At 65.6% G+C, this 23,413-nt stretch carries 15 protein-coding genes; 11 read left to right on the forward strand and 4 right to left on the reverse strand.

The genetic code is table 11. From position 1 onward, the window contains the following. Positions 1-47 precede the first annotated feature (47 nt). Genes AWB70_RS14645 through AWB70_RS14675 form a run of 7 tightly spaced genes read left to right on the forward strand, consistent with a single transcriptional unit; the run spans position 48 to position 8,140 of the window. Complete coding sequence (locus AWB70_RS14645; RefSeq protein ID WP_053568985.1) at positions 48-1,133, forward strand: ABC transporter substrate-binding protein; 1,086 nt, start codon at positions 48-50, stop codon at positions 1,131-1,133. A gap of 17 nt (positions 1,134-1,150) precedes the next feature. Next, positions 1,151-1,984: an ABC transporter permease gene (locus AWB70_RS14650; RefSeq protein ID WP_053568986.1), complete on the forward strand. Its 834-nt coding sequence runs from the start codon at positions 1,151-1,153 to the stop codon at positions 1,982-1,984. Next, on the forward strand, positions 1,981-2,853 hold the full coding sequence (locus tag AWB70_RS14655) for an ABC transporter permease (RefSeq protein ID WP_052485661.1): 873 nt from the start codon (positions 1,981-1,983) through the stop codon (positions 2,851-2,853). The genes AWB70_RS14650 and AWB70_RS14655 overlap by 4 nt, the downstream gene beginning before the upstream one ends. 16 nt (positions 2,854-2,869) lie before the next feature. Then, positions 2,870-4,459, forward strand: a complete 1,590-nt coding sequence (locus AWB70_RS14660; RefSeq protein ID WP_053568987.1) for a phytoene desaturase family protein — start codon at positions 2,870-2,872, stop codon at positions 4,457-4,459. Between the two features lie 13 nt (positions 4,460-4,472). Then, positions 4,473-5,576, forward strand: a complete 1,104-nt coding sequence (locus tag AWB70_RS14665; RefSeq protein ID WP_053568988.1) for an ABC transporter ATP-binding protein — start codon at positions 4,473-4,475, stop codon at positions 5,574-5,576. 53 nt (positions 5,577-5,629) lie between these two features. Then, complete coding sequence (locus tag AWB70_RS14670) at positions 5,630-7,270, forward strand: class I adenylate-forming enzyme family protein (protein WP_053568989.1); 1,641 nt, start codon at positions 5,630-5,632, stop codon at positions 7,268-7,270. Between the two features lie 18 nt (positions 7,271-7,288). Continuing rightward, positions 7,289-8,140, forward strand: coding sequence for an amidohydrolase family protein (locus AWB70_RS14675; protein WP_053568990.1), 852 nt, complete (start codon positions 7,289-7,291; stop codon positions 8,138-8,140). Positions 8,141-8,475: 335 nt separating this feature from the next. Here AWB70_RS14675 and AWB70_RS14685 read toward each other — a convergent pair whose 3' ends face one another. The 4 genes from AWB70_RS14685 to AWB70_RS14700 form a co-directional block, all read right to left on the reverse strand. Continuing rightward, positions 8,476-9,708 carry a transglutaminase domain-containing protein gene (locus AWB70_RS14685; protein ID WP_321167013.1) on the reverse strand — a complete coding sequence of 411 codons (1,233 nt, stop codon included), beginning with the start codon at positions 9,706-9,708 and terminating at the stop codon, positions 8,476-8,478. Between the two features lie 417 nt (positions 9,709-10,125). Beyond that, positions 10,126-11,574, reverse strand: a complete 1,449-nt coding sequence (locus AWB70_RS14690) for an efflux transporter outer membrane subunit (protein WP_053568992.1) — start codon at positions 11,572-11,574, stop codon at positions 10,126-10,128. 13 nt (positions 11,575-11,587) lie between these two features. Beyond that, positions 11,588-12,739 (reverse strand): efflux RND transporter periplasmic adaptor subunit, encoded by a 1,152-nt coding sequence (locus AWB70_RS14695; RefSeq protein WP_053568993.1) that lies wholly within the window; start codon positions 12,737-12,739, stop codon positions 11,588-11,590. Between the two features lie 12 nt (positions 12,740-12,751). Continuing rightward, positions 12,752-15,943 (reverse strand): efflux RND transporter permease subunit, encoded by a 3,192-nt coding sequence (locus AWB70_RS14700; protein WP_053568994.1) that lies wholly within the window; start codon positions 15,941-15,943, stop codon positions 12,752-12,754. Between the two features lie 618 nt (positions 15,944-16,561). On the opposite strand from AWB70_RS14700, the gene aspT (AWB70_RS14705) reads away from it, so the two are divergent. From aspT (AWB70_RS14705) to AWB70_RS14720, 4 genes are all read left to right on the forward strand, one after another. After that, the gene (aspT, locus tag AWB70_RS14705; RefSeq protein WP_053568995.1) at positions 16,562-18,244 is read left to right on the forward strand and encodes an aspartate-alanine antiporter; all 1,683 of its coding nucleotides are present in this window, start codon (positions 16,562-16,564) and stop codon (positions 18,242-18,244) included. Positions 18,245-18,248: 4 nt separating this feature from the next. Continuing rightward, positions 18,249-19,937, forward strand: coding sequence for an aspartate-alanine antiporter (gene aspT, locus AWB70_RS14710; protein ID WP_053568996.1), 1,689 nt, complete (start codon positions 18,249-18,251; stop codon positions 19,935-19,937). 87 nt (positions 19,938-20,024) lie between these two features. Further along, positions 20,025-21,719, forward strand: a complete 1,695-nt coding sequence (gene aspT / locus AWB70_RS14715; RefSeq protein WP_053568997.1) for an aspartate-alanine antiporter — start codon at positions 20,025-20,027, stop codon at positions 21,717-21,719. A gap of 50 nt (positions 21,720-21,769) precedes the next feature. Continuing rightward, positions 21,770-23,410 carry a bifunctional aspartate transaminase/aspartate 4-decarboxylase gene (locus AWB70_RS14720; protein WP_053568998.1) on the forward strand — a complete coding sequence of 547 codons (1,641 nt, stop codon included), beginning with the start codon at positions 21,770-21,772 and terminating at the stop codon, positions 23,408-23,410. Positions 23,411-23,413: the final 3 nt, after the last annotated feature.

Consider the following 23,413-nt stretch of genomic DNA (forward strand, 5'->3'; position numbering starts at 1 on the left):
GCAACGACGCGTCATCTTTTCCCTTTCGCGCAAGCGTGGAGACCATCATGAAAACGCCCGCCGTCAAGCCCGATACGATTTCCGATGCTTCACCGCGCGCGTCCCGAACGAGACGCGCGTTCCTGCAACAGGCGGGCGCGCTCGCCGGCGCGGCGCTGCTCGGCGCACCGGCCATCGTGCGCGCGCAGTCGAAGAACATCAGCGTGACATGCTGGGGCGGCGCGTACGAAGCGGCGATTCGCGGCGCGTTCGCCGAGCCGTTCACGAAGGAGACGGGCATCGCGGTCACGCTCGTCAACAGCGCGGACCTCGCGCGCATGAAGGTGCAGGTCGAATCGAAGAACGTGTCGTGGGACGTGTTCGACAGCGTCGGGCCGCAGATCGTCGCGGGTTCGCGCGCGGGCATGTGGGAGAAGCTCGATCCGGCCATCGTCAAGACGGACGGGCTGGTCACGAAGACCGCCGCGGATTTCGTCGGCACGTATTCGTTCGCGGGCGGCATCGGCTTCGATCCGAAGCGCACCGCGAAGCCGCCGACGACCTACGCCGAGTTCTGGGACGTGAAGGCGTTTCCGGGGCGGCGCGGCTTGCGTCCGCGCGTCAGCGAGAATCTGGAGATGGCCTTGCTCGCGGACGGCGTCGCGCCCGACAAGCTCTATCCGCTCGATGTCGAACGCGCCTTCAAGGCGATGGACCGCATCAAGCCCGCCGTGCGCAAGTGGATCGAAACGACGCCGGAAACGGTCACGCTCATCGCGAGCAACGAGCTCGACTACACGTACACGTACCTGAGCCGCGTCTTGCCGGCGCAGCGCGCGGGCACGTCCATCCAGATGTCGATGAAGCAGACGCTCAACAGCCTCGAATATCTCGCGGTGCCGAAGTACGGCAAGAACACGCAGGCCGCCATGCAGTACGTCGCGTTCTGTCTGCGCCCGGACCGTCAGGCCGCGTTCTGCGAGATGGTCGAGTTCGCGCCGAACGTCGCCGCCGCGATGCCGCTGATGTCCGCCGCCGCGAAGGCGCGCATGCCGGACATGCACGACAGGAACAGCGTCATCGTCAACGATGCCTGGTGGGGCGATCACTACGACGCGCTGCAGAACCGTTTCACGACCTGGATGCTCACGTAATCCGATAGAGACGCGCGATGAACTACACGCTGAACGTGAAGACCGTCGTCGTGATGCTGCTGCCGCTCTATGCGCTGCTCGCGGTGTTCTTTCTGTGGCCGCTCGGCGTGGTCGGATGGTCGAGCATCTGGGACCAGCGTTTCACGCTGCGCGGCTACGAGCAGGTGCTGACCAATCCGCTGATTCATCGCGTGCTCGTCAATACGCTCACGATCAGCGCGCTCGCCACGCTCGCGAGCCTCGTGCTCGGCTATATCGTCGCGCTGCATCTCGCGCGGCTGCCCGCATCGAAACGCGCGCCGTATCTCGTCATGGTGATGCTGCCGTTCTGGACCAGCATTCTCGTGAAGAGCTACGCGTTCACCGTGGTGCTCGGCAGCGCGGGCATCATCGCGAGACTGGCGGGCTGGCTGTCCGGCGACGCGTGGCATCCGGAACTGATGTTCAATCGCGCCGGCGTTGTCATCGGCATGACTAACTATCTTCTGCCCTTCATGGTGCTGCCGATTCTCACGAGCCTCACCACGCAGAACCGCAATCTCAAGTTCGCCGCCGAGATGATGGGCGCGGGTGCATGGATGATCTTCGCGCGCATCACGCTGCCGCTGTCGATGCCCGGCGTAATCGCGGGCGTGCTGATGTGCCTCACGCTGTCGATGGGCATGTACATCACGCCCGCATTGCTCGGCGGGCCGCGCGACATGATGCTCGCAAACCTGATCGACTTCTATACGCGCACGACGCTCGACTGGACGCTCGCCGCATCCATCGCGATGATGCTGCTCGTGCTCTCCGGCATTTTGATCGGCATGCTCGGCCGCGTGCAGCAGGGCAGGGAGGCGCTCGCATGATGGATACCGCAACCCGCGTGACCGACGGCTCCAACGGTCGAGACATGGTTGCTCGCCCCGAACCCGCGCGCCGCGACTGGCGCAGGACGTTGCGCGTGCTCGGCGCGCTCGGCGGCTGGTGCGGCTATCTGTTCCTGTTGCTGCCGAGCCTCGTCATCGTGCCGATCTCGTTCGGCGGCGGCACCGAACTCACGTTCCCGCCGAAGACGTTCTCGCTCGCGCTCTTCAGGCAGTTTTTCGCCGATCCTGCGTGGTGGGGCGCGTGCGTGACGAGCGTGTCGGTCGCGCTCATCGCCTCGGCGATATCGATCGGCGTGGGCGTGCCCGGCGCGTATGCACTGGCGCGCGGCCGCTTCCCCGGCAAGCGCGTGCTCGAAACCTTCGCCATCACGCCGATGCTCGTGCCGGTCGTCGTGCTCGGCCTCGGCATCTACAAGCAGTTTTCGATGTTCGCGCTCGTCAATACCGTGTGGGGCCTCGCGCTTGCGCATGCGGTGCTGGTGGTGCCGTTCGTCGTGATCGCGGTGGGCTCGGGCCTGCGTCACGCGGATGCATCGCTCGAAGCCGTCGCGCTGGTGATGGGCGCGAGCCGCGTGCGCATCTTCTTTCAGGTCGTGCTGCCGCAGATTCGCGCGTCGGTGGCCGTGAGCATGCTGTTCGCGTTCCTGCTCTCGTTCGATGAAGTCGTGGTCGCGTACTTCATCTCCGGCCCGCAAACGACCACGCTGCCCGTCAAGATGTACAGCGCGATCCGCTGGGAAGTGTCGCCGGTGCTCGCCGCGGTATCCACGCTGCTCACGCTGATCTCGCTCTTCGTGTGCCTCGGCATCATGGCCTTGCAGCGGCGCGACGCGTCCGCCGAACAATAATCCGGACCCGACCAACATGGCCAGACGATACGACGCGGTGATCATCGGTGCGGGACACAACGGGCTCGTGTGCGGCGCGTATCTCGCGCGCAAGGGCTTTGCCGTGTGCCTGCTGGAGCGGCGCGAAATCGCGGGCGGCGCGGCGGTGAGCGAGGCCGTGTGGCCGGGCTATCGCGTCTCGACGGCCTCGTACACGCAGGCGCTTCTGCAGCCGCGCATCATCGAGGAACTGGAACTCGCGAAGTACGGCTACGAGATCGTCGCGCCGCCGCCGATGCTGCATCTCTACGGCAACGGGCGCAGTCTCGTGTTCCGCGCGGATGGCGAGCAGTTGCGTGCGGACATCGCGCGCTTCAGCCGCGAAGACGCCGATGCCTACGGCGCCTATCGCGCGCACATGACGAAGCTCGGCAAAGTGGTTTCCGACATGCTGTGGGAGATTCCGCCCGATCCCGCCGATCACGCGTTGTCCGCGCGCGGCAAGCTGCTCGGTTTCGCATGGCGCTTTCGCGACATGGGCGAGCAGTTCTACGAGCTTTACGACGTGCTCACGCTGTCCGCGCGCGATTTCCTCGCGCGCTGGTTCCGCTCCGGCGAGATGATCGCGGCGCTCGGTTTCTACGCGTCGTGCGGCGGCGCGGCGACCAGCATCTGCTCGCCCGGATCGGCGTATGTGCTGCTGCGCGGCTTCATTCGCGACCATACGACGAGCGCGGGCCCGGCGGGTTTCGTGCGCGGCGGCATGGGCACGATCTCCGATGCGATCGCGGCATCGGGCAAGGCGCACGGCATGGAGGTGCGCTGCGATGCGCCGGTGGCCGAAGTGCTGATCGAAGGCGCGCGCGCAGTGGGTGTGCGGCTCGAATCGGGCGAACACATCGCGGCGGGCTGCGTGATCTCGAACGTTGCGACGAAGGTGCTGTTCCAGCGGCTCGTCAACGCGCGGCATGTCGCGCCACAGTTCCTCACGCGCGTCGGTCAGATTCGCGATCGTTCGACGGCGTTCAAGGTGCATCTCGCGCTCAACCGCCTGCCGACCTTCACCGATTTCGACGCAGCGGCGGCGGGCTTTGTGTATCCGGCGCAAGTGCGCATCGGGCCGTCGGTCGAGTATCTCGAACGCGCGTGGGATGCCGCGAAATACGGCGAAATCTCGCCACATCCGGCGCTCGTCGTGATGACGCCGAGCGCGGTCGATCCGAGCGTCGCGCCGGCGGGCAAGCATCTCGTCAGCATCTTCGGACAGCACGCGCCGTATGCGCTGCGCGAGGGAACATGGGAGACGCAGCGCGCGCGTCTCTACGACATCGTGATCGATACGCTCGCCGCGTATGCGCCGGATATCCGCGAATGCATCGACGATGCGCAGGTGCTCTCGCCATTCGATCTCGAACGCATTTTCGCGCTGCCGGGCGGGCACGTGCATCACGGCGAACTGAGCGCGGACCAGATTTTCTTCCGGCGTCCGGTGCAGGGCGCGGCGGATTACCGGACGCCGGTGAAGGGCCTGTATCAGTGCGGCGCGTCGGTGCATCCGGGCGGCGGCGTGACGGGCGTGCCGGGACACAACGCGGCGCAGGTGGTGATGCGCGCGGAGAAACATTGAGCGGAGCCTGACGATGAACATGATCGAACTGAAACAGGTCTCGCGGCGTTACGGCGCGGTCCAGGCGCTTGCGCCGCTCGATTTCAGCGTGAAGCAGGGCGAATTCGTCACGCTGCTCGGGCCGAGCGGATCGGGCAAGACCACGCTGCTTAATTTGATCGCGGGCATGGTGCGACCTTCGTCGGGACGCATCTTCGTGCGCGGCACGGATATTACCGATGCGCCGCCGAATTCGCGCGGCCTCGGCATGGTGTTCCAGAACTACGCGCTGATGCCGCACATGACCGTGTTCGACAACATCGCGTTTCCGTTGCGCGTGCGCAAGCTGCCGAAAGACGAGATTCGCCGCAAGGTGAAGGACGTGCTCGATCTCGTGCGCCTGCCCGACATCGCGCAACGCAAGCCGAAGGAACTGTCGGGCGGACAGCAGCAGCGCGTGTCGCTCGCGCGCTGCATCGTCTATAACCCGGCGCTGATTCTGCTCGACGAACCGCTCGGCGCGCTCGATAAAAAGCTGCGCGAACAGATGCAGTTCGAGATTCGCCGGCTGCACGCGGAACTCGGCATCACCATGCTCAACGTCACGCACGATCAGGACGAAGCGCTGTCGATGTCCGACCGCATCGTGCTGATGAACGATGGCCGCGTCGAACAGATCGCGACGCCCGACGAGCTGTATCGCGCGCCGCGCACGGCCTTCGCGGCGAGCTTCATCGGCACGGCGAATCTGATTGCGGGCACGGTGCACGACAACACCGGCGAGCACGCGCTCGTCTCGACGCCGCTCGGCATGCTGCGCGCCGCGATGCCTTCGCAGGTCGCGCGCGGCGCGGCGGTCAAGCTGCTGGTGCGGCCTGAAAGCGTGCGCATGATGGCCACGCCCGCCAACTCCGATCTCACGTTCGATACGGCCATCGCGGACGGGCGGCGGCATGCGGGCACGCTCGTCGATTCGATCACGCTCGGCAGCGTCGTGCGTCATCACGTGCGCCTGCCCGGCGACATGCAGATCGTCGTGCAGCAGCAGGGCAGCCGGCGGCCCGCGACGCATGCGCGCGGCGCGCCCGTCGTCATCGACTGGGCGCCGGAGGATTGCCAGATGATCCTGCAGGACTGAACGCATCGCGCGCGCGTCGCGACGATGCGCGCTCAAAGTTTCCGGAGAACAGCATGAAGACACTGTCGTCGACCGTGGAGGACGAACTCGTCCGTCGAAAGCGTCAGGAGCGGCTCGCGCTGCCCGAATCGCTCGGCGAGTTCGTGCGCGAACAGGCCGCGCTTCACGGCGACAAGACCGCCGCCGTGTGGTTCGAGCGCGGCATCGGCATGACCTATGCGGAGATCGACCGCGCGGCCTCGAAGCTCGCGGATTCGCTCGTGCGCCTCGGCGTGCGCAAGGGCTGTCACGTCGCGCTGATGCTGAAGAACACGCCCGAATTTCCGCTGACGTGGATCGCGCTCGGTCGCATCGGCGCGGTGATGGTGCCGGTCAACACAGCCTATACGCACGATGAAATGAACTTCGTGCTAACCGATGCCGACGCGCAATATCTCGTGATCGACGCGGAGTTTCTGCCGCGTCTCGCGGATGCGTCCGCGCTGCCCGGACTGCTCGCGTGGGAGCGCGTGATCGTCGCGGGCGGCGGCGGGCATCCGCTGCAATGGCAGACGCTCGTCGATACGGGCGATGCCGCGTTCGCCGCGCCCTCCGCGGTTTCGCGCAACGATCTGCTGAACCTGCAATACACGTCGGGCACGACGGGCTTTCCGAAAGGCTGCATGCTGAGCCACGACTACTGGATGATCCATTGTCACGGCGCGGCGCGGCATCGGCGCGGGCCGGACGCGGGCATCGAGAACGTGCTGATCTGGGCGCCGTTCTTCTACATGGACCCGATGTGGCAGTTCCTCATGACGCTGAAGCTCGGCGGCACCGCGTATATCGCGGAACGCATGAGTCTGACGCGCTTCATGTCGTGGCTCATCGACTATCGCATTCACTACTGCATCTTTCCCGAGCCCGCGCTGAGCCAGCATCCGGCTAGCGCGCGCGATGCCGACGTGTGCCTCAAATACATCAGCATCTACGGCTGGACGCGCCCCGCGCGCGAGGAAGTGCAGGCGCGCTTCGACGTGATAGCGCGCGAAGGTTTCGGCATGACGGAAGTGGGCACCGGCGCGCTCGTGCCCGCGTGGGCGCACGACAAGGCGCTCGAACGCACCTGCGGCCTGCCCGCGCCGTTTCGCGAGCTGCAGATTCGCCGCGAGGACGGCAGCGTCGCCGATGCCGATGAAACCGGCGAGCTGTGGATACGCGGACGCGGCATTCTGTGGGGTTACTACAAGCGGCCCGAAGCGAACGCCGAGAGCTTCGACGGCGAGTGGTTCCGCACGGGCGATCTGTTCCGGCGCGATGCGGACGGCTTCTATTCGATCGTCGGCCGCATCAAGGAGATGATCAAGCGCTCGGGCGAGAATGTCTCGGCGACGGAAGTCGAGACCGTGCTGCGCAGCATGGACGCGATCGACGAAGCCGCCGTCGTGCCCGTGCCCGATCCGTTGCGGCGCGAAGAGGTGAAGGCGTATCTCAAGCTGCGCGACGGCCTTTCTCATGCCGATGTGCCGCCCGCCGCCGTGTTCGAGCATTGCGCGAAGCATCTCGCTGCGTTCAAGGTGCCGCGCTTTCTGCAATACGTGGACGGCGATTTCCCGCGCACGCCGTCGCGCAAGATCGCGAAAAAACGGTTGATCGCCGAGACCGCCGATCCGTTCGCGCATACCTACGATCGTCAGGAATCGCGCTGGCGCTGACGCTTTACGGAGTCGAACATGTTCGTGGATTTTTCGAGCCGTCCGCCCTCGCTTCAGTTCGATGGGCCCGCGACGCATCTGGCGAACTATCGCCGCGTGTACGAAGGTACCGAACGCGAGGCCGCCGTATCGAAGGACGTCGATCCGCTCGCGGATTATCTCGCGACCTACGCGCGCCTGGACGCGCGTCATGTCGTGCTGAAGGCGCGCGATCTGACGAGCACGTTCGGCGTGAAGATCGCCAACGAGGATGTCGCCGCGTTCTGCCGCGCGCATGGCGAACGGTATATCGGCTTCGCGGGCGTCGATCCGCATAAGGGCGATGCGGCCGCCGCCGAATTCGAAACGGCCGTGCGCGAACTGGGCTTGCGCGGGCTGAACGTGCAGGGCTTCGAGCACAAGCTGTGCATCGACGATCCCTTGCTCTTTGCGCTGTATGCGAAATGCGTGGAACTGGATGTGCCGGTGAACATCCATTGCGGCACCAACTTTTCGACGCACACCGCGATGAGCTACGGCCATCCCGCCGCGCTCGACCGCGTGATGATGGCGCTGCCCGATTTGCGCGTATGCGCGTCGCCGCCGGGCTGGCCGTGGGTGCAGGAACTGCTTGCGGTGGCGTGGCGGCATCCGAACGTGTGGATCGGCACGCTCGCCGTGCGGCCAAAGCTGCTCGCCACCGCGCACTCCGGCTACGAGCCCTTGCTGCAATACGGCCGCACCGTGCTCAAGAAACGCATGATCTTCGGTTCCGCCTTTCCGATGATGCCCGTCGACAAGGCGCTCGCGGAATTCGATGCGCTGCCGATGCCCGATGCGGTCCGCGAGGACTGGCGCGGCGGCAATGCGCTGGACTTTCTGGGGCGTTGAATGCGCGCCGGTCCTTGCTGCCTCGCGTTTATCGCCGGATCGCCATCGACGACGATCGCATTCTCGCCGCGTTCAGAACCCGACACCGACCCCCACACCCACTCCGCCGCCGAAGCCGCCGCCCCCGCCAACACCCACACCGATGCTGGGCCCGGGCGGGTAATAGCCCGGGCCGTACGCCGGGTCGCTATATCCATAGGGTGGCGCGGCAACGCATCCCGAGACTGCGAGCGCCAGCGCGATGAGGCGAAAAAGTTGGAACATGATCGTTCTCCGGTGCACGAACTGCGCAGCAACAACTGGACCCATTCCGAACGTAGATCGGATGCCGCCGCTCAACCGGCGGTACTGCCGCGCACGTCGATCTGGCGCAGGTCCGGCTTGAGCGCGTCCTGCAGCGGCGCGGCGCCGTCCGCATGGGTCAGTTGCCACTTCCGGAATACGCCCGATGAATCCACGCTCCACGACTGGCCTGCGCCGTCCGCGACGATCGCGCGGGCGCCGCGCCGTTTGAAGGCGGGCGGCTTGCGCGTGCCGACGGGCGCATCGCGCTCGAACGAGAGGCTGCCTTGCTCATTGAACACGACGGCAAGCGGCCGCTCCGCCTGCCCGGATGCGCCGAGCGTGACGACCGCCGGCCCCGAGGGCGCGCGCAGCACCACGTCGGCGGGCTTGCGGCCGCTGAGGATCGCCGATAGCCGCGCGGACGGGCCGACGGGGTCGGCTTGTGTATCGGCTTGTGCATCGGGTTCGCCAGGCGCATCGCCGAGGCGCTTGCGCACGCGCGGCGGCGGCGAGTCGAGTGCGGCCGGTTCGGCCATGCCGTCGGCCTGCACGACGAGCATCACGTGCCAGTCGTCGGGCGTGTTGTTGTAGCGCGGCGCGAGCAAGACGAAGCGCAGTTGCGACGCGTCGAAGCCCGCTTCGCGCAGCAGCAGGTACTTGGCCACCGCGAAGTCCTTGCAGACGCCGCTCTCGGCGAAGAGGCGCGCGGGCGGATAGTAGCTGCCGTCGGTGCCGTCGCGATAACGGACATCATTGATCAACGCGTTGGCCAATGTCAGTGCGGCGTCATCGCCGGCCTTCGCGCGCGCGTCGCGTACCTGTGACACGAGCCGGTTCCAGCCCGCGGGCCTCGATTGCCGATGCGCGCGCATCGCCTCGCGCAGACGCTGCACGCGCGACGCGCCTTCTGCGGACGGGCTCATGTCGTCGTCGAGCAGTCTGGCGGCGAACATCAGATTGCCGACCTGCGCGAGTTGTGGCCGCAGTTTGCGGTTCGCTTCCCACCACGTCGCGCCGCGCAGCCGTTCGATGCCGAGGTCGAATGCGTCCTGCGCGGCTTCTTCGGCGTTATCCGGTTCGGGCTTGGGTTGCGCGGCAATCGGAATCGCGGCCGCCGCGGATGGCGCGGATGGCGCAGGCGCGACGGCCACTGCAACCGGACGAGCGATCGCGCCGCTCTGGACCGTCAGCGGAGACGGCTCGCCGCGCGAGACGCCGACGCTGTCGATCAGCGCGATCGCAACGATGCTGCACAGTAATCGATGATGCAATCGCCCGGACATACGATCCCCACGCTTCGGACTTCAAGGTTGCCCGGGCTGCCAACTGTGGCCAGCGCCGGGCGTTGCGCCGAAGATTGCACATGACATGCCAGTCGCGGGTACCGGGGCGCGGGAAGCCGGAGAGCAAGCGGCGCGCGGCATGCGGGCCGATGAGGGGAAATCGTGACGTGGACCGTCAGGGTGCCAGGTGATGGATCAGGACCAACATATCGCGGCGTGTGTCGCTGGGGAGGCGACACGCGGCAGGGGCGCGGTGAGAATCGATCGGGAAGGTCTGACTCAGGGCAGATCCGCCGCCCTGGCGAGCGTGCCGCGCTCCACGACAGGCGCATCGAGCACGCTCTGATTCATAGGGGTTTTACCGGCTACCAGCGGCCACTTTGGACGGTCCATTCGCTGCGCATCAATGGCCGGCGCTTACCGCAGTACCCCGCCCAATGCCGCGCGATCCCAGCCTCCGCCAAGTGCCTTGAGCAACTGAACGCTGGCGTCGAGGCGGCGGGCGTCGAGGGTCTCGCCATTGCGTTCGTTGTCGAGCGCGATGGTTTGCGCACTGGCGACGTCGAGATAGTCGACCGCGCCCGCCTGATATCGATTCGTTGCGAGCCTGAGCGAGAGTTCGGCGGCGGCCGTCGCGCGCTGCTGGCTCTGTGCTTCCTGTGCGAGCGTGTTCAAGGCGCCGAGGTTGTCCTCCACTTCCTGAAAGGCCGTGAGCACCGTCTGCCGGTAATCGGCGACCGCGCCCCGATACTGCGCCTTGGCGCTGGCGAGCGCGGCGTCGCGGCGTCCGCCGTCGAAGAGCGTGCCCGTCAACTGCGTGCCGAGCGACCAGAAGAGACTCGATGCCGTGAGCCAGGGCGCGAAGAACGTGCTCTCCAGTCCCGCCGATGCCGAGAGCGTGAGATCCGGATAGAAGGCCGCATGCGCGACGCCGATCTGCGCATTGGCGGCGGCGACGCGCCGCTCCGCCGCCGCGATGTCGGGGCGGCGTTCGAGCAGTTCGGAGGGAACGCCTGCCGGAATGTCGGGCAACGTGACCGGATCGCTCTTGCGCGGCAGCGTGAACGAAGATGCCGGCACGCCGCACAGCGTTGCAATCGCGTCCTGCAATTGCGTGCGCCTGACGTCGATGTCGCTGTCCTGCGTGCGCGCGCTTTCGAGCTGCGTCCGAGCCTGCGCGACGGCCGATGCATCGATCGCGCCATCGGCGAGTTGCTGCTGGAGGATGCGCAGCGCGGACGAATACGCGCTCACCGTATCGCCGAGAAGCTTCTTCTGACGATCGAGCGAACGCAGATCGAAGTAATCGGCAGCGAGTTCGCTCGTCACGGAAAGACGCACGGCTTCGAGATCGGCCTGGCTCGCTTGCGCGCTGTCGCTTGCCTGCACGGTGGCGTCCTTCACGCGCCCGAACAGATCCGGCTCCCAGCTTGCCGCGAGGCCCGCCGAATAGTCCGGCACGGTCTTGCCCGCCAGCGAACGATGCTGGAGATTCTGCGACGTGCGAAAGCGTTCCTGCGCGGCGCCCGCGCGCACCACGGGCGCATAGCCCGCGCGCTGATAGTCCACGAGCGCGCGCGCCGCCTGCAACTGCGCGACCGCCTTCTTCACGGTCTGGTTCGAGACGTTCACACGCGCTTCGAGCTGGTCGAGCCCGCTATCGCCGAACACGGTCCACCATGCGCCGCGGGGAGCGTCATCGGCGGGCGTGGCGACGGTCCAGCCCGAAGGCTGCGCGGCCGCATAGTGCGCGGGAACGTCGACGCCGGGCCTGCTGTAATGCGGCAGCGTCGAGCAGGCGGAGAGGGCGCCGGCGAGGCACGCGGCAAGCAGCGCGCGGGCGTGGACCGCAGAAGGTTCGAACATGATGTGAGTCCATTTACGCATGCGTGCTGGTGCGAAGGGCTTCGCCGTCGTGGATCGAATCGCTCGGGTTGTCGATCACCCGATCGGTCGCGTCCAGTCCCGTCGCGATCTCGACATAGATGCCGAAGTCGCGGCCGATGGTGACCTTCTTCAGCTTCGCCTTGCCATCGCGGCCCAGCACGGCGACGGTCACGCCGTCGGGTCGAAACAGCAATGCGCTCGCGGGCAACTGGAGTTCGGGCGCGGGACTGACAAGCGCCAGATGAAGCTCGGCATACGCGCCCGGCATCAATGCGCCATCCCGGTTGTCGATATCGGCCTCGACGTGCAGCGTGCGGCTCACCGGATCGATCGCGCCGGCGCTGCGTGCGAGCGTCGCGGGGAAACGGCGTCCCGGATACTGCTGCGACGTGAGATAGACCGCAGAACCCGGTTTCACGCTCGCCGCATCGTCCTGAGGCACGTCGGCGAAGACGCGCAGGCGGTCCGTCTGCTCGATATGCATCAACTCTCCGGGCATGCCTGCCAGCCCCGGCGCGCCGCCCGCCGTGACGAGCGAGCCGATGTCCACGTTGCGCACGGTGATCACGCCATCGAATGGCGCAGTCACCTTCTGATACGACGCCATCTCCTGAAGCCGCGTGACATCCGCCTGCTTCGATTGCAGCGCGGCGCGCTTCGCATCGCTGTCGCTGGTCTTTGCGTCGGCGTCCTGCTGCGAGACGGACTGCGTCTGCAGCATCGTCTGCCAGCGCGAGGCCGTGCTGTTCGCGAAGCGATAATCGGCTTGCGCCATCGCGGCATCGGCGCGGGCTTGCCGAAGCTGCGCGTCGAGCTCGGGCGTCTCGATGCTCGCAAGGAGCTGTCCGGCTTTCACGTGCGTGCCGATGTCCGCATACCACTGCTGCACATAGCCGCTCGTGCGCGCATAGATCGAAGCATCGGCCCACGGCATCACGGAGGCGGGCAGAAGCAGTTCCTGCGTGGCGGGCGCCTGCTTCGGCGAGATCGTCGAGACGAGCGGCTCGCGCTGTTCGTCCACCTGATGTGTCTGCGCGGCGCGCGCATGCAGCCGCGGCACGATACCGGCGACGAGCATGACCGCGACGAGTCCGGAGACCGCAACAGGGATCAGGCGCATGCGCATGGGAGTTGTCGATTTCATTTGAAATCCTAATTAAATGCTTGCGGCGGGTTCGACAGATTCGAGCCGGTTCGCGCGGCGCTTCGCCAGCCAGCCATGCACCATGCCGAACACGACCGGCACGAACACGAGCGTGGACAGCGTGCCGATGGCGAGGCCGCCGATCACCGCGCGGCCGAGCGGCGCGTTCTGCTCGCCGCCGTCGCCGAGGCCGAGGGCCATTGGCATCATGCCGATCAGCATGGCGAGCGCGGTCATCAGCACGGGGCGGAAGCGGTTGAAACCGGCATCGAGCGCGGCGGCGAGCGGGGGTGCGCCGCCCAGCAACGCATCGCGCGCGGTATTGATGACGAGAATGCTGTTCGCCGTCGCGATGCCGATACACAGGATCGCGCCCGTGAGCGCGGGCACGGAGAGCGTCGTCTGTGTGACGAAGAGCATCCACGCGATGCCCGCCATCGAGCCCGGCAGGCCGCTGATGATGATGAGCGGATCGATCCACGACTGGAAATTCACGACCATCAGCAGATAGACGAGGGCGATCGCGAACACGAGCCCGAGGCCCAGGCCGGTGAACGACTCGCTCATCGACTGCACCTGACCGCGAATCACGATCGACGAGCCGGGCGGCAGGTGCGCGCGTTCGGCATCGACGAGCTTCGTCACGTCCGAGGCGACGCCGCCGAGATCGCGATACTGCGTCGACGCGAAGATATCCAGCACGGGCTGCACGTTGTAATGCGAGACCACGGCCTGTTGCTCGCTGCGCGAGGTGGTGCCGAGCGTGCCGAGCTGGTTCTGCGGATCGAGCGGCACGTTCTTCGTCGTAACCGGTATGTTCGCGAGCGTCTGCAACGAATGAATGTCCCATTGCGGCACTTCCGCCATCAAGGGATAGCTCACGCCGTTCTTCGGATCGAGCCAGAAATTCGGCGTGGTCTGCGAGCTGCCGCTCAACGCGATCAGCAGGTTCTGCGCGACGTCGCGCTGTGTGAGTCCCGCCTGCATGGCCTTCGTCCGATCGACGTTCACGTCGATGGTCGGTTCGTCGCCGGGCTGCTGGATGCGTGCGTCGACGAGACCGCGCACGCCGCGCATTGCATCGAGCAAACGATTCGCGACCGCGCGATTCTGTTCGAGCTTGTTGCCGACGATCTGCACGTCGATCGGCGCGGGCAGGCCGAAGTTGAGAATCTGGCTGACGATGTCCGCGGGCAGGAACGCGAAGCTCACGCCGGGAAACGCGGCGTTCAGCACGTTGCGCAGTTTGGCGACGTACTGCGCGGTCGGCCGGTGCTTCGGTGCGAGCGTGATGAGGATGTCCGCATCTTCGGGACCGATCGGGTCCGATGAATCGTACGTCAGGTTGATGCCGCTTACCGGCACGCCGATGTTGTCGAGCACCGCAGCCTGTTCGTTGGCGGGAATCACGCTGCGGATCTTCGCTTCGACCTCGTCGGTGATGCGCGCCGTCTCTTCGATACGCGTTCCGGTTGGCGCGCGCAGATGGAGGCGAATCTCGCCGGTATCGACTGACGGGAAAAAGTCGCGGCCCTCGAACGGGACCAGCACGAGCGATGCGAGGCACAGCGCGAGCCACATCGGCACGAAGCGGCGCCGGTTGTCTATGGCTCGGTGCAGCACGTTTCGATAGCACGCGCGCAACGCTTCGAAGCGTTGCTCGAATGCCGACTGAAAGCGCGTCAGTGCGCCGGCGATGCCCCGCGTGGCCTTGTTCGTTTTCGATGGCGCACGCATCAGATACATCGCCAGCGTCGGAATGAGCGTGCGCGAGAAGAAGTACGACGCGCACATCGCGAAGATCACGGCCTCGGCGAGTGGCACGAAGAGGTAGCGTGCGACGCCCGAGAGCAGAAACATCGGCACGAACACGATGCAGATCGAAAGCGTCGAGACGAAGGTCGGCACGGCGATTTCGCCGGAGCCGTTGAGGATCGCATCGTGCAGCGGTTCGCCGTTCTCCAGATGATGCGTGATGTTCTCGATGGCCACGGTCGCATCGTCGACGAGAATGCCGACCGCGAGCGCAAGACCGCCGAGCGTCATGATGTTCAGCGTCTGGCCGAGCGCACTCAGCGCGATCAGCGATGTGAGCACCGCGAGCGGAATCGACACCGCGATGATGAGCGTCGCGCGCCAGCTTCCGAGAAACAGCAGGATCATCACGGCGGTGAGGCAGGCCGCGATCAGCGCTTCGCGCACGACGCCCGAGATGGCGGACTTCACGAAAACCGACTGGTCGGAGAGCGGCGTGATCTTGAGCGCCTTCGGCAAGCCGGCCTCGATTTTGGGGAGCATGGCCTTGACCTGGCCGATGATCGTCAGCGTCGATGCGCTGCCGGTCTTCTCGACCTGAAGCAGCGCGGCGCGCTTGCCGTCGGACCGCACGATGTTGGTCTGCGGCGCGAAGCCGTCGATCACGTGCGCGACGTCGCGCACGTAGATGACGTCGCCGTTCGCGGTCTTGATAGGCAGGTCGTTCAAGGCGGCGACGGTCTGCGTGCTTCCGTTCATCTCGACGTTGTATTCGCGCGTGCCGATCTTGGCTGTCCCGCCCGGCAGGATGAGATTCTGTGCGTTGACGGCATTGACCACGTCGACGGGCGCGAGCCCTTTCGCCTGCAGCCGTGCCGGATCCAGCTCGACCATGATCTGACGGATCTTGCCGCCATAAGGCAAAGGCACGGCTGCGCCCTGGACCGTTGCAAGCTGGGTCCGGATGAAGCTGTTGCCGAGATCGTAGAGCGTCTGTTCGGGCAGCGTCTTGCTGGAGAGCCCGAGTTGCAGCACCGGTACGGTCGAAGCGTTGTAGGTGATGATGTTCGGCGGAAGCGTGCCCGGCGGCAGCACGCGAAGAATCGAGGCGGAGTTGGACGCTGCCTGCGCGATCGCCCGGTTGATATCCGCGCCCGGATGAAAAAAAATCTTCACGACCGAGACGCCGTTGAGCGACTGCGACTCGATGTGCGCGATGTCGTCCACATCGGTCGTAAGCGCGCGCTCGTAGTTCGACGTGATGCGATGCGCCATGTCTTCCGCGGAAAAACCGTTGTATGTCCAGACGATGCTGACGACCGGAATGTCGATGTTCGGAAAAATATCGGTGGGTGTGCGCAGAATCGCGATCGGCCCGAGAATGAAGAGGAGAACGGCGAGCACGACGAACGTATAGGGCCGTCGGAGGGCCAGGTTGACGATCCACATGGCGCTTGTCTGTATAAGAGTGGGGAGCGTGTGGATGAAACCGTGCACGCAATCGAGAAGATCGGGCGCAGTGTTGCATGCAAGCGCGATGCTTCTTTGCGAAATCGCACGAGGGCTTGCACGAATCGCGTCGTGAATGCGCGGATTAAACTTTGGTTTGAGTTGACTTAACCCGATGTTGGCTCCAGCTCGAACGGATCGGGTCCGTATCGCGCGATCGATCGTGTCCGCTGCTCAAACGGCTGCCCCGTCCTTCTTTAGTTCATCGATGAGATCTTTTTTGGCGCTGAATGCGCCCTTCTGCGTCGTTCTCTTCCTGGTCGAGATTCATCATTCGCTCCTCACGGTTCGTGAAACGAGCATATCGCACGCACACACGCGGCGGGATCGAGCCTTTCAATTCGCGCTGCAATGGGTTCGAACGGCGTAAGAAGAATCATGCTGGCGTCAAAGGTGTTGACAGGCTCGATTCCCTGCAATATCAGAGTTGGAACCGCTCGACGCAATGAAATGGAAATCGATTACGGCGAGTAAATAGGTTGTTGGCCGCCGGCGTTTGCGAGCTTTTTACCGATATTGCCCAATATGTGATTCACCTCAAAAGGATGGTCCCGGACCATGCTGTGGCATCTGCTTGCGGCGCAACCCGAAATCGCCCTGTTCGCGAGTCTGGCGATCGGTTTTCTTATCGGTTCCTTCAAACTCGGGCCGATTCAACTCGGCGGCGTGTGCGGCACGCTCATCGTCGCGTTGATTCTCGGACAAAGCGGCGCGCGCATTTCGCCCGATCTGAAGAACATCGCATTTGCGCTTTTTATTTTCGCGCTGGGCTTCACCGGCGGGCCGCAATTCTTCGCCAATATCGGCAAGGGCTGGCGCTATGGCGCCTTGTCCGTTGTCGAGGTCATCGTGGTCGTCACGCTCGTGCTGTGCGCCGTGAAGCTGCTCAGACTCGATGCGGGGACAGCGGCGGGGCTGCTCGCCGGCGGCGCGACCGAATCCGCCGTGATCGGCACGGCCTCCGAGGCCATCGGCCGGCTCGGTCTCGACGCCGCCGAGACCGCGCGCCTGCAGGCGAACATCGTCACGGCGTACAGCGTGAGCTATCTGTTCGGGCTGGTCACGATCGTGCTGTTTGCCAGCCAGTTCGCGCCGCTCATCCTGCGCGTGAATCTGCGCGAGGAGTCCGAGCGCGTCTGGCGCAAGCTCGGCGGCGACGGCGCGCTCGCCGAAGGACAGACGCTCGCCATGCCACCGCTCGTCAGCCGCGAGCTGAAGGTGACGGCGGCCGCGGGGCGCAGTCTCGGGGAGCTGGAGAAACAGTTCGGGCAGAACATCAGCGTGCAACGCGTGCTGCGCGACCGGTCGGTGATCAAGGCGCAGCCGTCGCTGGTGCTGAAAGCGGGGGACCGCGTCCTGGTCGGTGGGAGGCGCGAGGCGCTGGTGGCGGCGATTCCGGTCATCGGGGCAGAGGTTGGGGGCGGCGGCCTGCCGGATGTCTATGTCGAACGCGTCGACGTCATGCTCACGCGTCCCGAGCTGCATGGACTGACGCTCGCGCAGGCGCGCGCCCGCGTCGCGCCGCAAGAGGGACGCGGCGTGTTCGTCGCGGCGGTGACGCGGCTCGACAGCACGATCCCCGCGCTGCCCGGCACGCAGGTGCATCGCGGCGATGTGCTGACGCTCGTCGGCAACAAGGAGGACGTCGCGCGCGGGGCGTCGAAGCTCGGCTACATCATTCGCGCGACGCAGAAGACCGATTTCGTCTTTCTCGGCCTCGGCGTGTTGCTGGGCATTGCGGTGGGACGCCTGTCCGTGCGCGCGGGCGGCATCGATCTCACGCTGGGCACGGGGGGCGGCTGCCTGCTTGCCGGCCTGCTGTTCGGCTGGATCCGCTCGCGCTATCCGCTCATCGGCTCGCTGCCGTCGGCGGCGGCGCAGATCCTGAAGGACTTCGGACTGTGCACCTTCATCGCGGCGGTCGGTCTGTCGGCGGGCGCGGACGCGCTGCGGCTGATTCGCGAGTTCGGCATTGCGCTGCCGCTCGCGGGCATCGTCATCACGCTCGGACCGGCGCTCGCCTCGCTGGTCATCGGGCGCTGGCTCCTGAAGCTCGACGTGCCGATGTTGCTCGGCGCGATCGCCGGTCAGCAATGCAGCACGCCCGCCATCAGCGCGCTTGTCGGGGTGACGGGCAATGCGACGCCGGTGATCGGCTACACGATCACGTATGCGTTGTCCAACGTGTTGCTGCCGTTGCTCGGGCCGCTGGTGGTCGGGCTCGCCAGCAAGATGGGCTGACGCAATGGACTGGCTCCACGCGATCTTCCAGAAAATACCCGAGGCGGCGCTCTTTCTGTCGCTCGCGGCCGGTTACCTGATCGGTCAGATCAACTTCGGCAAGTTCCAGCTGGGCGGCGTGGGCGGCTCGCTGCTCGCGGCGGTCGTCGTGAGCCAGGTCGGCGTGCAGATCGACAATGGCGTGAAGTCGGTGATGTTCGCCGTTTTCATCTATGCGGTCGGCTACGACTCCGGGCCGCAGTTCTTCAACTCGCTCAACCGAAAGACCTTGCGCGAGATCGCGATGGCGCTCTTTCTCGCGGTGACGGCGCTCGTCACCGTGATCGTCTGCGCGAAGCTCTTTGGCCTGAACAAAGGGCTCGCCGCCGGTCTCGCGGGCGGTGCGCTGACGCAGTCGGCGATCATCGGCACGGCAGGCGATGCGATCGCGCGGCTCGGACTCGCCCCGGAAGAAACCAAAGCGCTGCAGGCGGATGTGGCGATCGCCTACGCGGTCACCTATGTGTTCGGCTCGCTCGGCGCGATCATCGTGTGCGTGAACATCCTGCCGAAGTTCATGGGGCAGGGCTTGCGCGAGGCATCGATCGAGGCGGAGCAGGCGCTCGCGAGCGGCGCGGCGGGACCGCAGCCGGGACAGATTTCCGCGCTGCCGGAGCTGGTCGGACGGGCCTACCGTGTCGGAGCGGGCGCGCTCGGGCGCACGGTATCGGAGATCGAGATCGCCGAAGCGGACATGGTCACGATCGAGCGCATCCGGCGCGGCGACAGAACGCTCGATCCCCAACCCGACCTGAGGCTGGAGGCGGGGGACATCGTGCTGGTCGTCGGACGGCGCGAGGTGATGCTTGGCGCGGCGGCGATGCTCGGCGACGAGGTCGCGGACACCGGCGACTCGGCCCTCGTCATGCAGACGCGCGAGGGCGTGTTCACGCGGCGAGGCATGAATCACGCGACGATCGCCACGGTGCGGGCGACGGTTGACCGGGCAATGCGGCACGGCGTCTATCTGAAGGCGATCACGCGCGTCGGCATGCCGCTGCCCGTGCTGCCCGACACGCAGCTGGAGCACGGCGACGTCATCACGTTCTATGGCTCGCCACAGGACACGAAGCGCGCGGTCGATGCCGCCGGCTACGAACTGCCGTACTCCAACAAGACGGACTTCATCTACATGGGCACGGGCATCGTGATCGGCCTGCTGATCGGGCTGATCGTCGTGCGCATCGGCGGCATTCCGATCACGCTCGGCTCGGGCGGCGGCTGCCTGCTCGCGGGGCTCGTGTTCGGCTGGATGCGGGGCAAGCATCCGATGTACGGCGTCATGCCGCCCGCCGCGTCGCAACTGCTCAAGGACTTCGGACTCGCGGCGTTCGTCGCGGTCGTCGGGCTGAATTCGGGTTTGCAGGCGGTCGTGACGGTCAAGCAGAGCGGCGTCACGATCTTTCTGCTCGGCGTGTTCGTCACGCTGTTTCCGCTGCTTCTCACGATGATCTTCGGCCGCTACGTGCTGGGCTACCGCAACGCGGCGATTTTCGCGGGCGCGCTGTCGGGATCGCGCAGCGCGAATCCCGCGTTTGGCGGCGTGCTGGACAAGGCCGAGAGCGCGGTGCCGACGGCGGCCTTCGCCGTCACCTATGCGCTCGCGAACGTGCTGCTGACGTTGCTGGGGCCGCTCATCGTCGGGCTCGTGTAGCGGCCTCGCGGGCATGGCGGACGGAATCGTCGAAGGGCCGCCGCAGAGGTGCAAGGCAATCTGAATCCAACCAGGTCAGGAGGGCGTATGGCATGGCTTGCAGCAACGCTACGCAGTTATCCGGAGATTGCCGTCTTTCTGTCGCTTGGCATCGGCTATTGGGTCGGCGGCAAAAGCTTCAAGGGCTTCAGCCTTGGCGCGGTGACGGCGACCCTGCTCGCGGCCATCGCGGTCGGGCAGCTCGGCATCACCATTTCGGCCAACGTCAAGTCGGTCTTCTTCCTGATGTTCCTGTTCGCCGTCGGATACGGCGTGGGTCCGCAGTTCGTGCGGGGCATCGCCAAGGACGGGCTGCCGCAGGCGCTCTTTTCAGTCATTCAGTGTCTGCTTTGCCTGGTCGCGCCATGGCTGGCCGCGAAGATTGCCGGCTATGACATCGGCTCGGCGGCAGGGCTATTGGCCGGCTCGCAGACCATTTCGGCGTCGATGGGGCTTGCCACCGACGCGATCAACCGCATCGGCCTGCCGCCCGACCAGGCCAAGGCGCTGCTCGACGCGATGCCCACCGCCTACGCGGTCACCTACATCTACGGCACGATCGGTTCGGCGCTGATTCTCGCGATGCTCGGCCCCAGACTGCTGAATATCGACCTGGTTGCGGCGTGCAAGGACTACGAGGCAAAGCTCGGCGGCTCGGCGGAAGGCGGCGGGGATGGCTCGGGCTGGCATCAGTTCTCGCTGCGCGCGTATCGCGTGCGCGAGGGCGGCCGGGCGGCCGGCCTGACCGTGGCGCAGGCCGAGGCGCTGGAGCCTGCCGGCGCGCGGCTCTTCATCGAGCGCATCCGGCGCGGCGGCCAGATCCACGATGCGAAGATCGACGACGTGCTGCAACCCGGCGACGTGGTCGCGGTCGCGGGCAAGCGTGAGCAGCTCGTCGAGATTCTCGGCGGCGGTGCGGCGATCGAGGTCGACGACGCGGAACTGCTCTCGGTGCCGGTCGAGGGTGTGGACATCTACATCACGAACAAGGACGTGGAGGGCAAGACGCTCGCCGAGCTCGCGCACATGCCCGGGGCGCGCGGCGTGTTCATTCGCCGGATCAAGCGCGGCGTCACCGAAACGCCGATTCCGATCCTGCCGAACACCACGCTGCATCGGGGCGATACCGTCACGGTCGTCGGCCGCACGCAGGACACCACGGCGGTGGCGAAGAAAGTCGGCGTGATCGACCGGCCAAGCGACGTTGCCGACATGGCTTTCACGGGCCTCGCCATCACGCTCGGGGCGCTGGTCGGCGCGATCGTGATCCGCGCGGGCGGCATTCCCATCACGCTCTCGACCGCCGGCGGCGCGCTGATCGCGGGCATCGTGTTCGGCTGGCTGCGCGCGATCCACCCGACCTTCGGGCGCATCCCGTCGCCCACGCTGTGGTTCATGAATTCCGTCGGCCTGAACGTATTCATCGCGGTAGTCGGGATCACGGCCGGCCCCGGCTTCGTCGCCGGTCTGCAGAAGCTTGGCGTGAGCCTGTTCCTGTGGGGCATCTTCGCATCCTCGGTGCCGCTCATCATCGGCATGTACATCGCGAAGTACGTCTTCAAGTTTCATCCGGCGATCCTGCTCGGCATCTGCGCGGGCGCACGCACGACGACCGCCGCGCTCGGCATGATCTGCGACGCGGCGAAGAGTCAGGTGCCCGGTCTCGGCTACACGGTCACCTATGCAGTCGGCAACACGCTGCTGACGATCTGGGGGATGGTGATCGTCATGATGCTTTCGTAGCGCGCCTCGAATCGTTCCCGAAGCTCATTGTCAATTTCTGGGGGTGTTGAATGGCCAAGTCATCGAAGTCCGTTCCCGACGCTCGCGCCGCCATGGCGTCGCTCAGTCCGTTCGAACTGAAGGATGAACTCATCAAGGCGGCGGGCGGCGGCGCGGTGGAGCGCCCGGCCAATCTCGCAATGCTCAACGCGGGACGCGGCAACCCGAACTTCCTCGCGACGATTCCGCGTCACGGCTTCTGGCAACTGGGACTGTTCGCGATGCGCGAGTCCGAGCGCGCGTTCGCCTACATGCCCGAGGGCGTGGGCGGCTTTCCGAAGCGCGAGGGCATCGAGGAGCGCTTCGAGATCTTCGCGCGCGAGTTCAAGGACACGCCCGGGACCGGCTTTCTGGCGGGCGCGGTGTCGTACGTTCGCGACCAGCTCGGTCTGAACGCCGGCGATTTCCTCTACGAAATGTGCGAGGGGATTCTCGCGTGCAACTATCCGGTGCCGGACCGGATGCTGAAACTCTCCGAGATCATCGTCGGACAATACCTGCGGCGCGAGATGATCGGCAAGCATCCGTTCGTCGGCGAGTTCGACATCTTCGCGGTCGAAGGCGGAACGGCCGCGATGACCTACATCTTCAACACGATGCGGGAGAACTTCCTGATCAGCCCCGGCGACACGATTGCCCTCGGCAGGCCGATCTTCACGCCGTACATCGAGATTCCCCAACTCAACGACTACCAGCTCGAAGTGGTCAATCTCGACGCGGATGTCGCGAACCGCTGGCAGTACTCGAAGAAGGAACTCGACAAGCTGCGCGACAAGAAGGTGAAGGCGTTCTTCCTCGTCAATCCGAGCAATCCGCCTTCCGTGAAGATGGACGACGAGAGCCTGCAGTACATCGCGGAGATCGTGAAGGAGCGCCCGGATCTCATCCTTTTGACCGACGATGTCTACGGCACCTTTGCCGACGACTTCGTGTCGCTGTTCGCGCTGTGTCCGAAGAACACGATCCTCGTCTATTCGTATTCGAAGTATTTCGGCGCGACGGGCTGGCGTCTCGGCACCATCGCGACGCACCGCGACAACGTGTTCGATGCGCAGATCGCCGCGCTGTCGAAGGACAAGCGCGCGATCCTGCACAAGCGCTACGAGTCGATCACGACGGAGCCCGACAAGCTGAAGTTCATCGACCGTCTGGTGGCGGACAGCCGCACCGTCGCGCTCAATCACACGGCGGGGCTTTCCACGCCGCAGCAGGTGCAGATGGTGCTCTTCTCGCTGTTCTCGCTGATGGATACGCCCGATGCGTACAAGAATGCGCTCAAGCGCCTGATCCGCAATCGCAAGGCGGCGCTGTATCGCGAGATGGGCATCGCGCCCGAGAAGGAAGACGAGAATCAGGTGGACTACTACACGATTCTCGACATGGAGTATCTGGGCGGGCGCGAGCATGGCCGCGAATTCGTCGACTGGATCATCAACAACACGCAGCCGTCGGAGCTGCTATTCGAGCTCGCGAAGGAAGCGCGCGTCGTGCTCTTGCCGGGGCGCGGCTTCGGCACGCCGCATCCGTCAGGACGCGTGTCGCTCGCCAATCTCAACGAGAGTGACTACATGCAGATCGGCCGCGCGATCCGCAAGCTGATGGACCGCTATGTGAAGCGCTTCCACGAGGCGACCGGCAAGAAAGCGAAGTAATCC

The organism is Caballeronia cordobensis (genome assembly GCF_001544575.2).
GTDB lineage: Bacteria > Pseudomonadota > Gammaproteobacteria > Burkholderiales > Burkholderiaceae > Caballeronia > Caballeronia cordobensis.

Coding starts and splice junctions, on each gene's coding strand:
- AWB70_RS14700 (WP_053568994.1), bottom strand. CDS start 15,943: ATGTGGATCGTCAACCTGGCCCTCCGACGGCCCTATACGTTCGTCGTG.
- AWB70_RS14685 (WP_321167013.1), bottom strand. CDS start 9,708: ATGTCCGGGCGATTGCATCATCGATTACTGTGCAGCATCGTTGCGATC.
- AWB70_RS14660 (WP_053568987.1), top strand. CDS start 2,870: ATGGCCAGACGATACGACGCGGTGATCATCGGTGCGGGACACAACGGG.
- AWB70_RS14655 (WP_052485661.1), top strand. CDS start 1,981: ATGATGGATACCGCAACCCGCGTGACCGACGGCTCCAACGGTCGAGAC.
- AWB70_RS14665 (WP_053568988.1), top strand. CDS start 4,473: ATGAACATGATCGAACTGAAACAGGTCTCGCGGCGTTACGGCGCGGTC.
- AWB70_RS14695 (WP_053568993.1), bottom strand. CDS start 12,739: ATGAAATCGACAACTCCCATGCGCATGCGCCTGATCCCTGTTGCGGTC.
- AWB70_RS14670 (WP_053568989.1), top strand. CDS start 5,630: ATGAAGACACTGTCGTCGACCGTGGAGGACGAACTCGTCCGTCGAAAG.
- AWB70_RS14645 (WP_053568985.1), top strand. CDS start 48: ATGAAAACGCCCGCCGTCAAGCCCGATACGATTTCCGATGCTTCACCG.
- aspT (WP_053568995.1), top strand. CDS start 16,562: ATGCTGTGGCATCTGCTTGCGGCGCAACCCGAAATCGCCCTGTTCGCG.
- AWB70_RS14720 (WP_053568998.1), top strand. CDS start 21,770: ATGGCCAAGTCATCGAAGTCCGTTCCCGACGCTCGCGCCGCCATGGCG.
- AWB70_RS14650 (WP_053568986.1), top strand. CDS start 1,151: ATGAACTACACGCTGAACGTGAAGACCGTCGTCGTGATGCTGCTGCCG.
- AWB70_RS14675 (WP_053568990.1), top strand. CDS start 7,289: ATGTTCGTGGATTTTTCGAGCCGTCCGCCCTCGCTTCAGTTCGATGGG.
- AWB70_RS14690 (WP_053568992.1), bottom strand. CDS start 11,574: ATGTTCGAACCTTCTGCGGTCCACGCCCGCGCGCTGCTTGCCGCGTGC.
- aspT (WP_053568997.1), top strand. CDS start 20,025: ATGGCATGGCTTGCAGCAACGCTACGCAGTTATCCGGAGATTGCCGTC.
- aspT (WP_053568996.1), top strand. CDS start 18,249: ATGGACTGGCTCCACGCGATCTTCCAGAAAATACCCGAGGCGGCGCTC.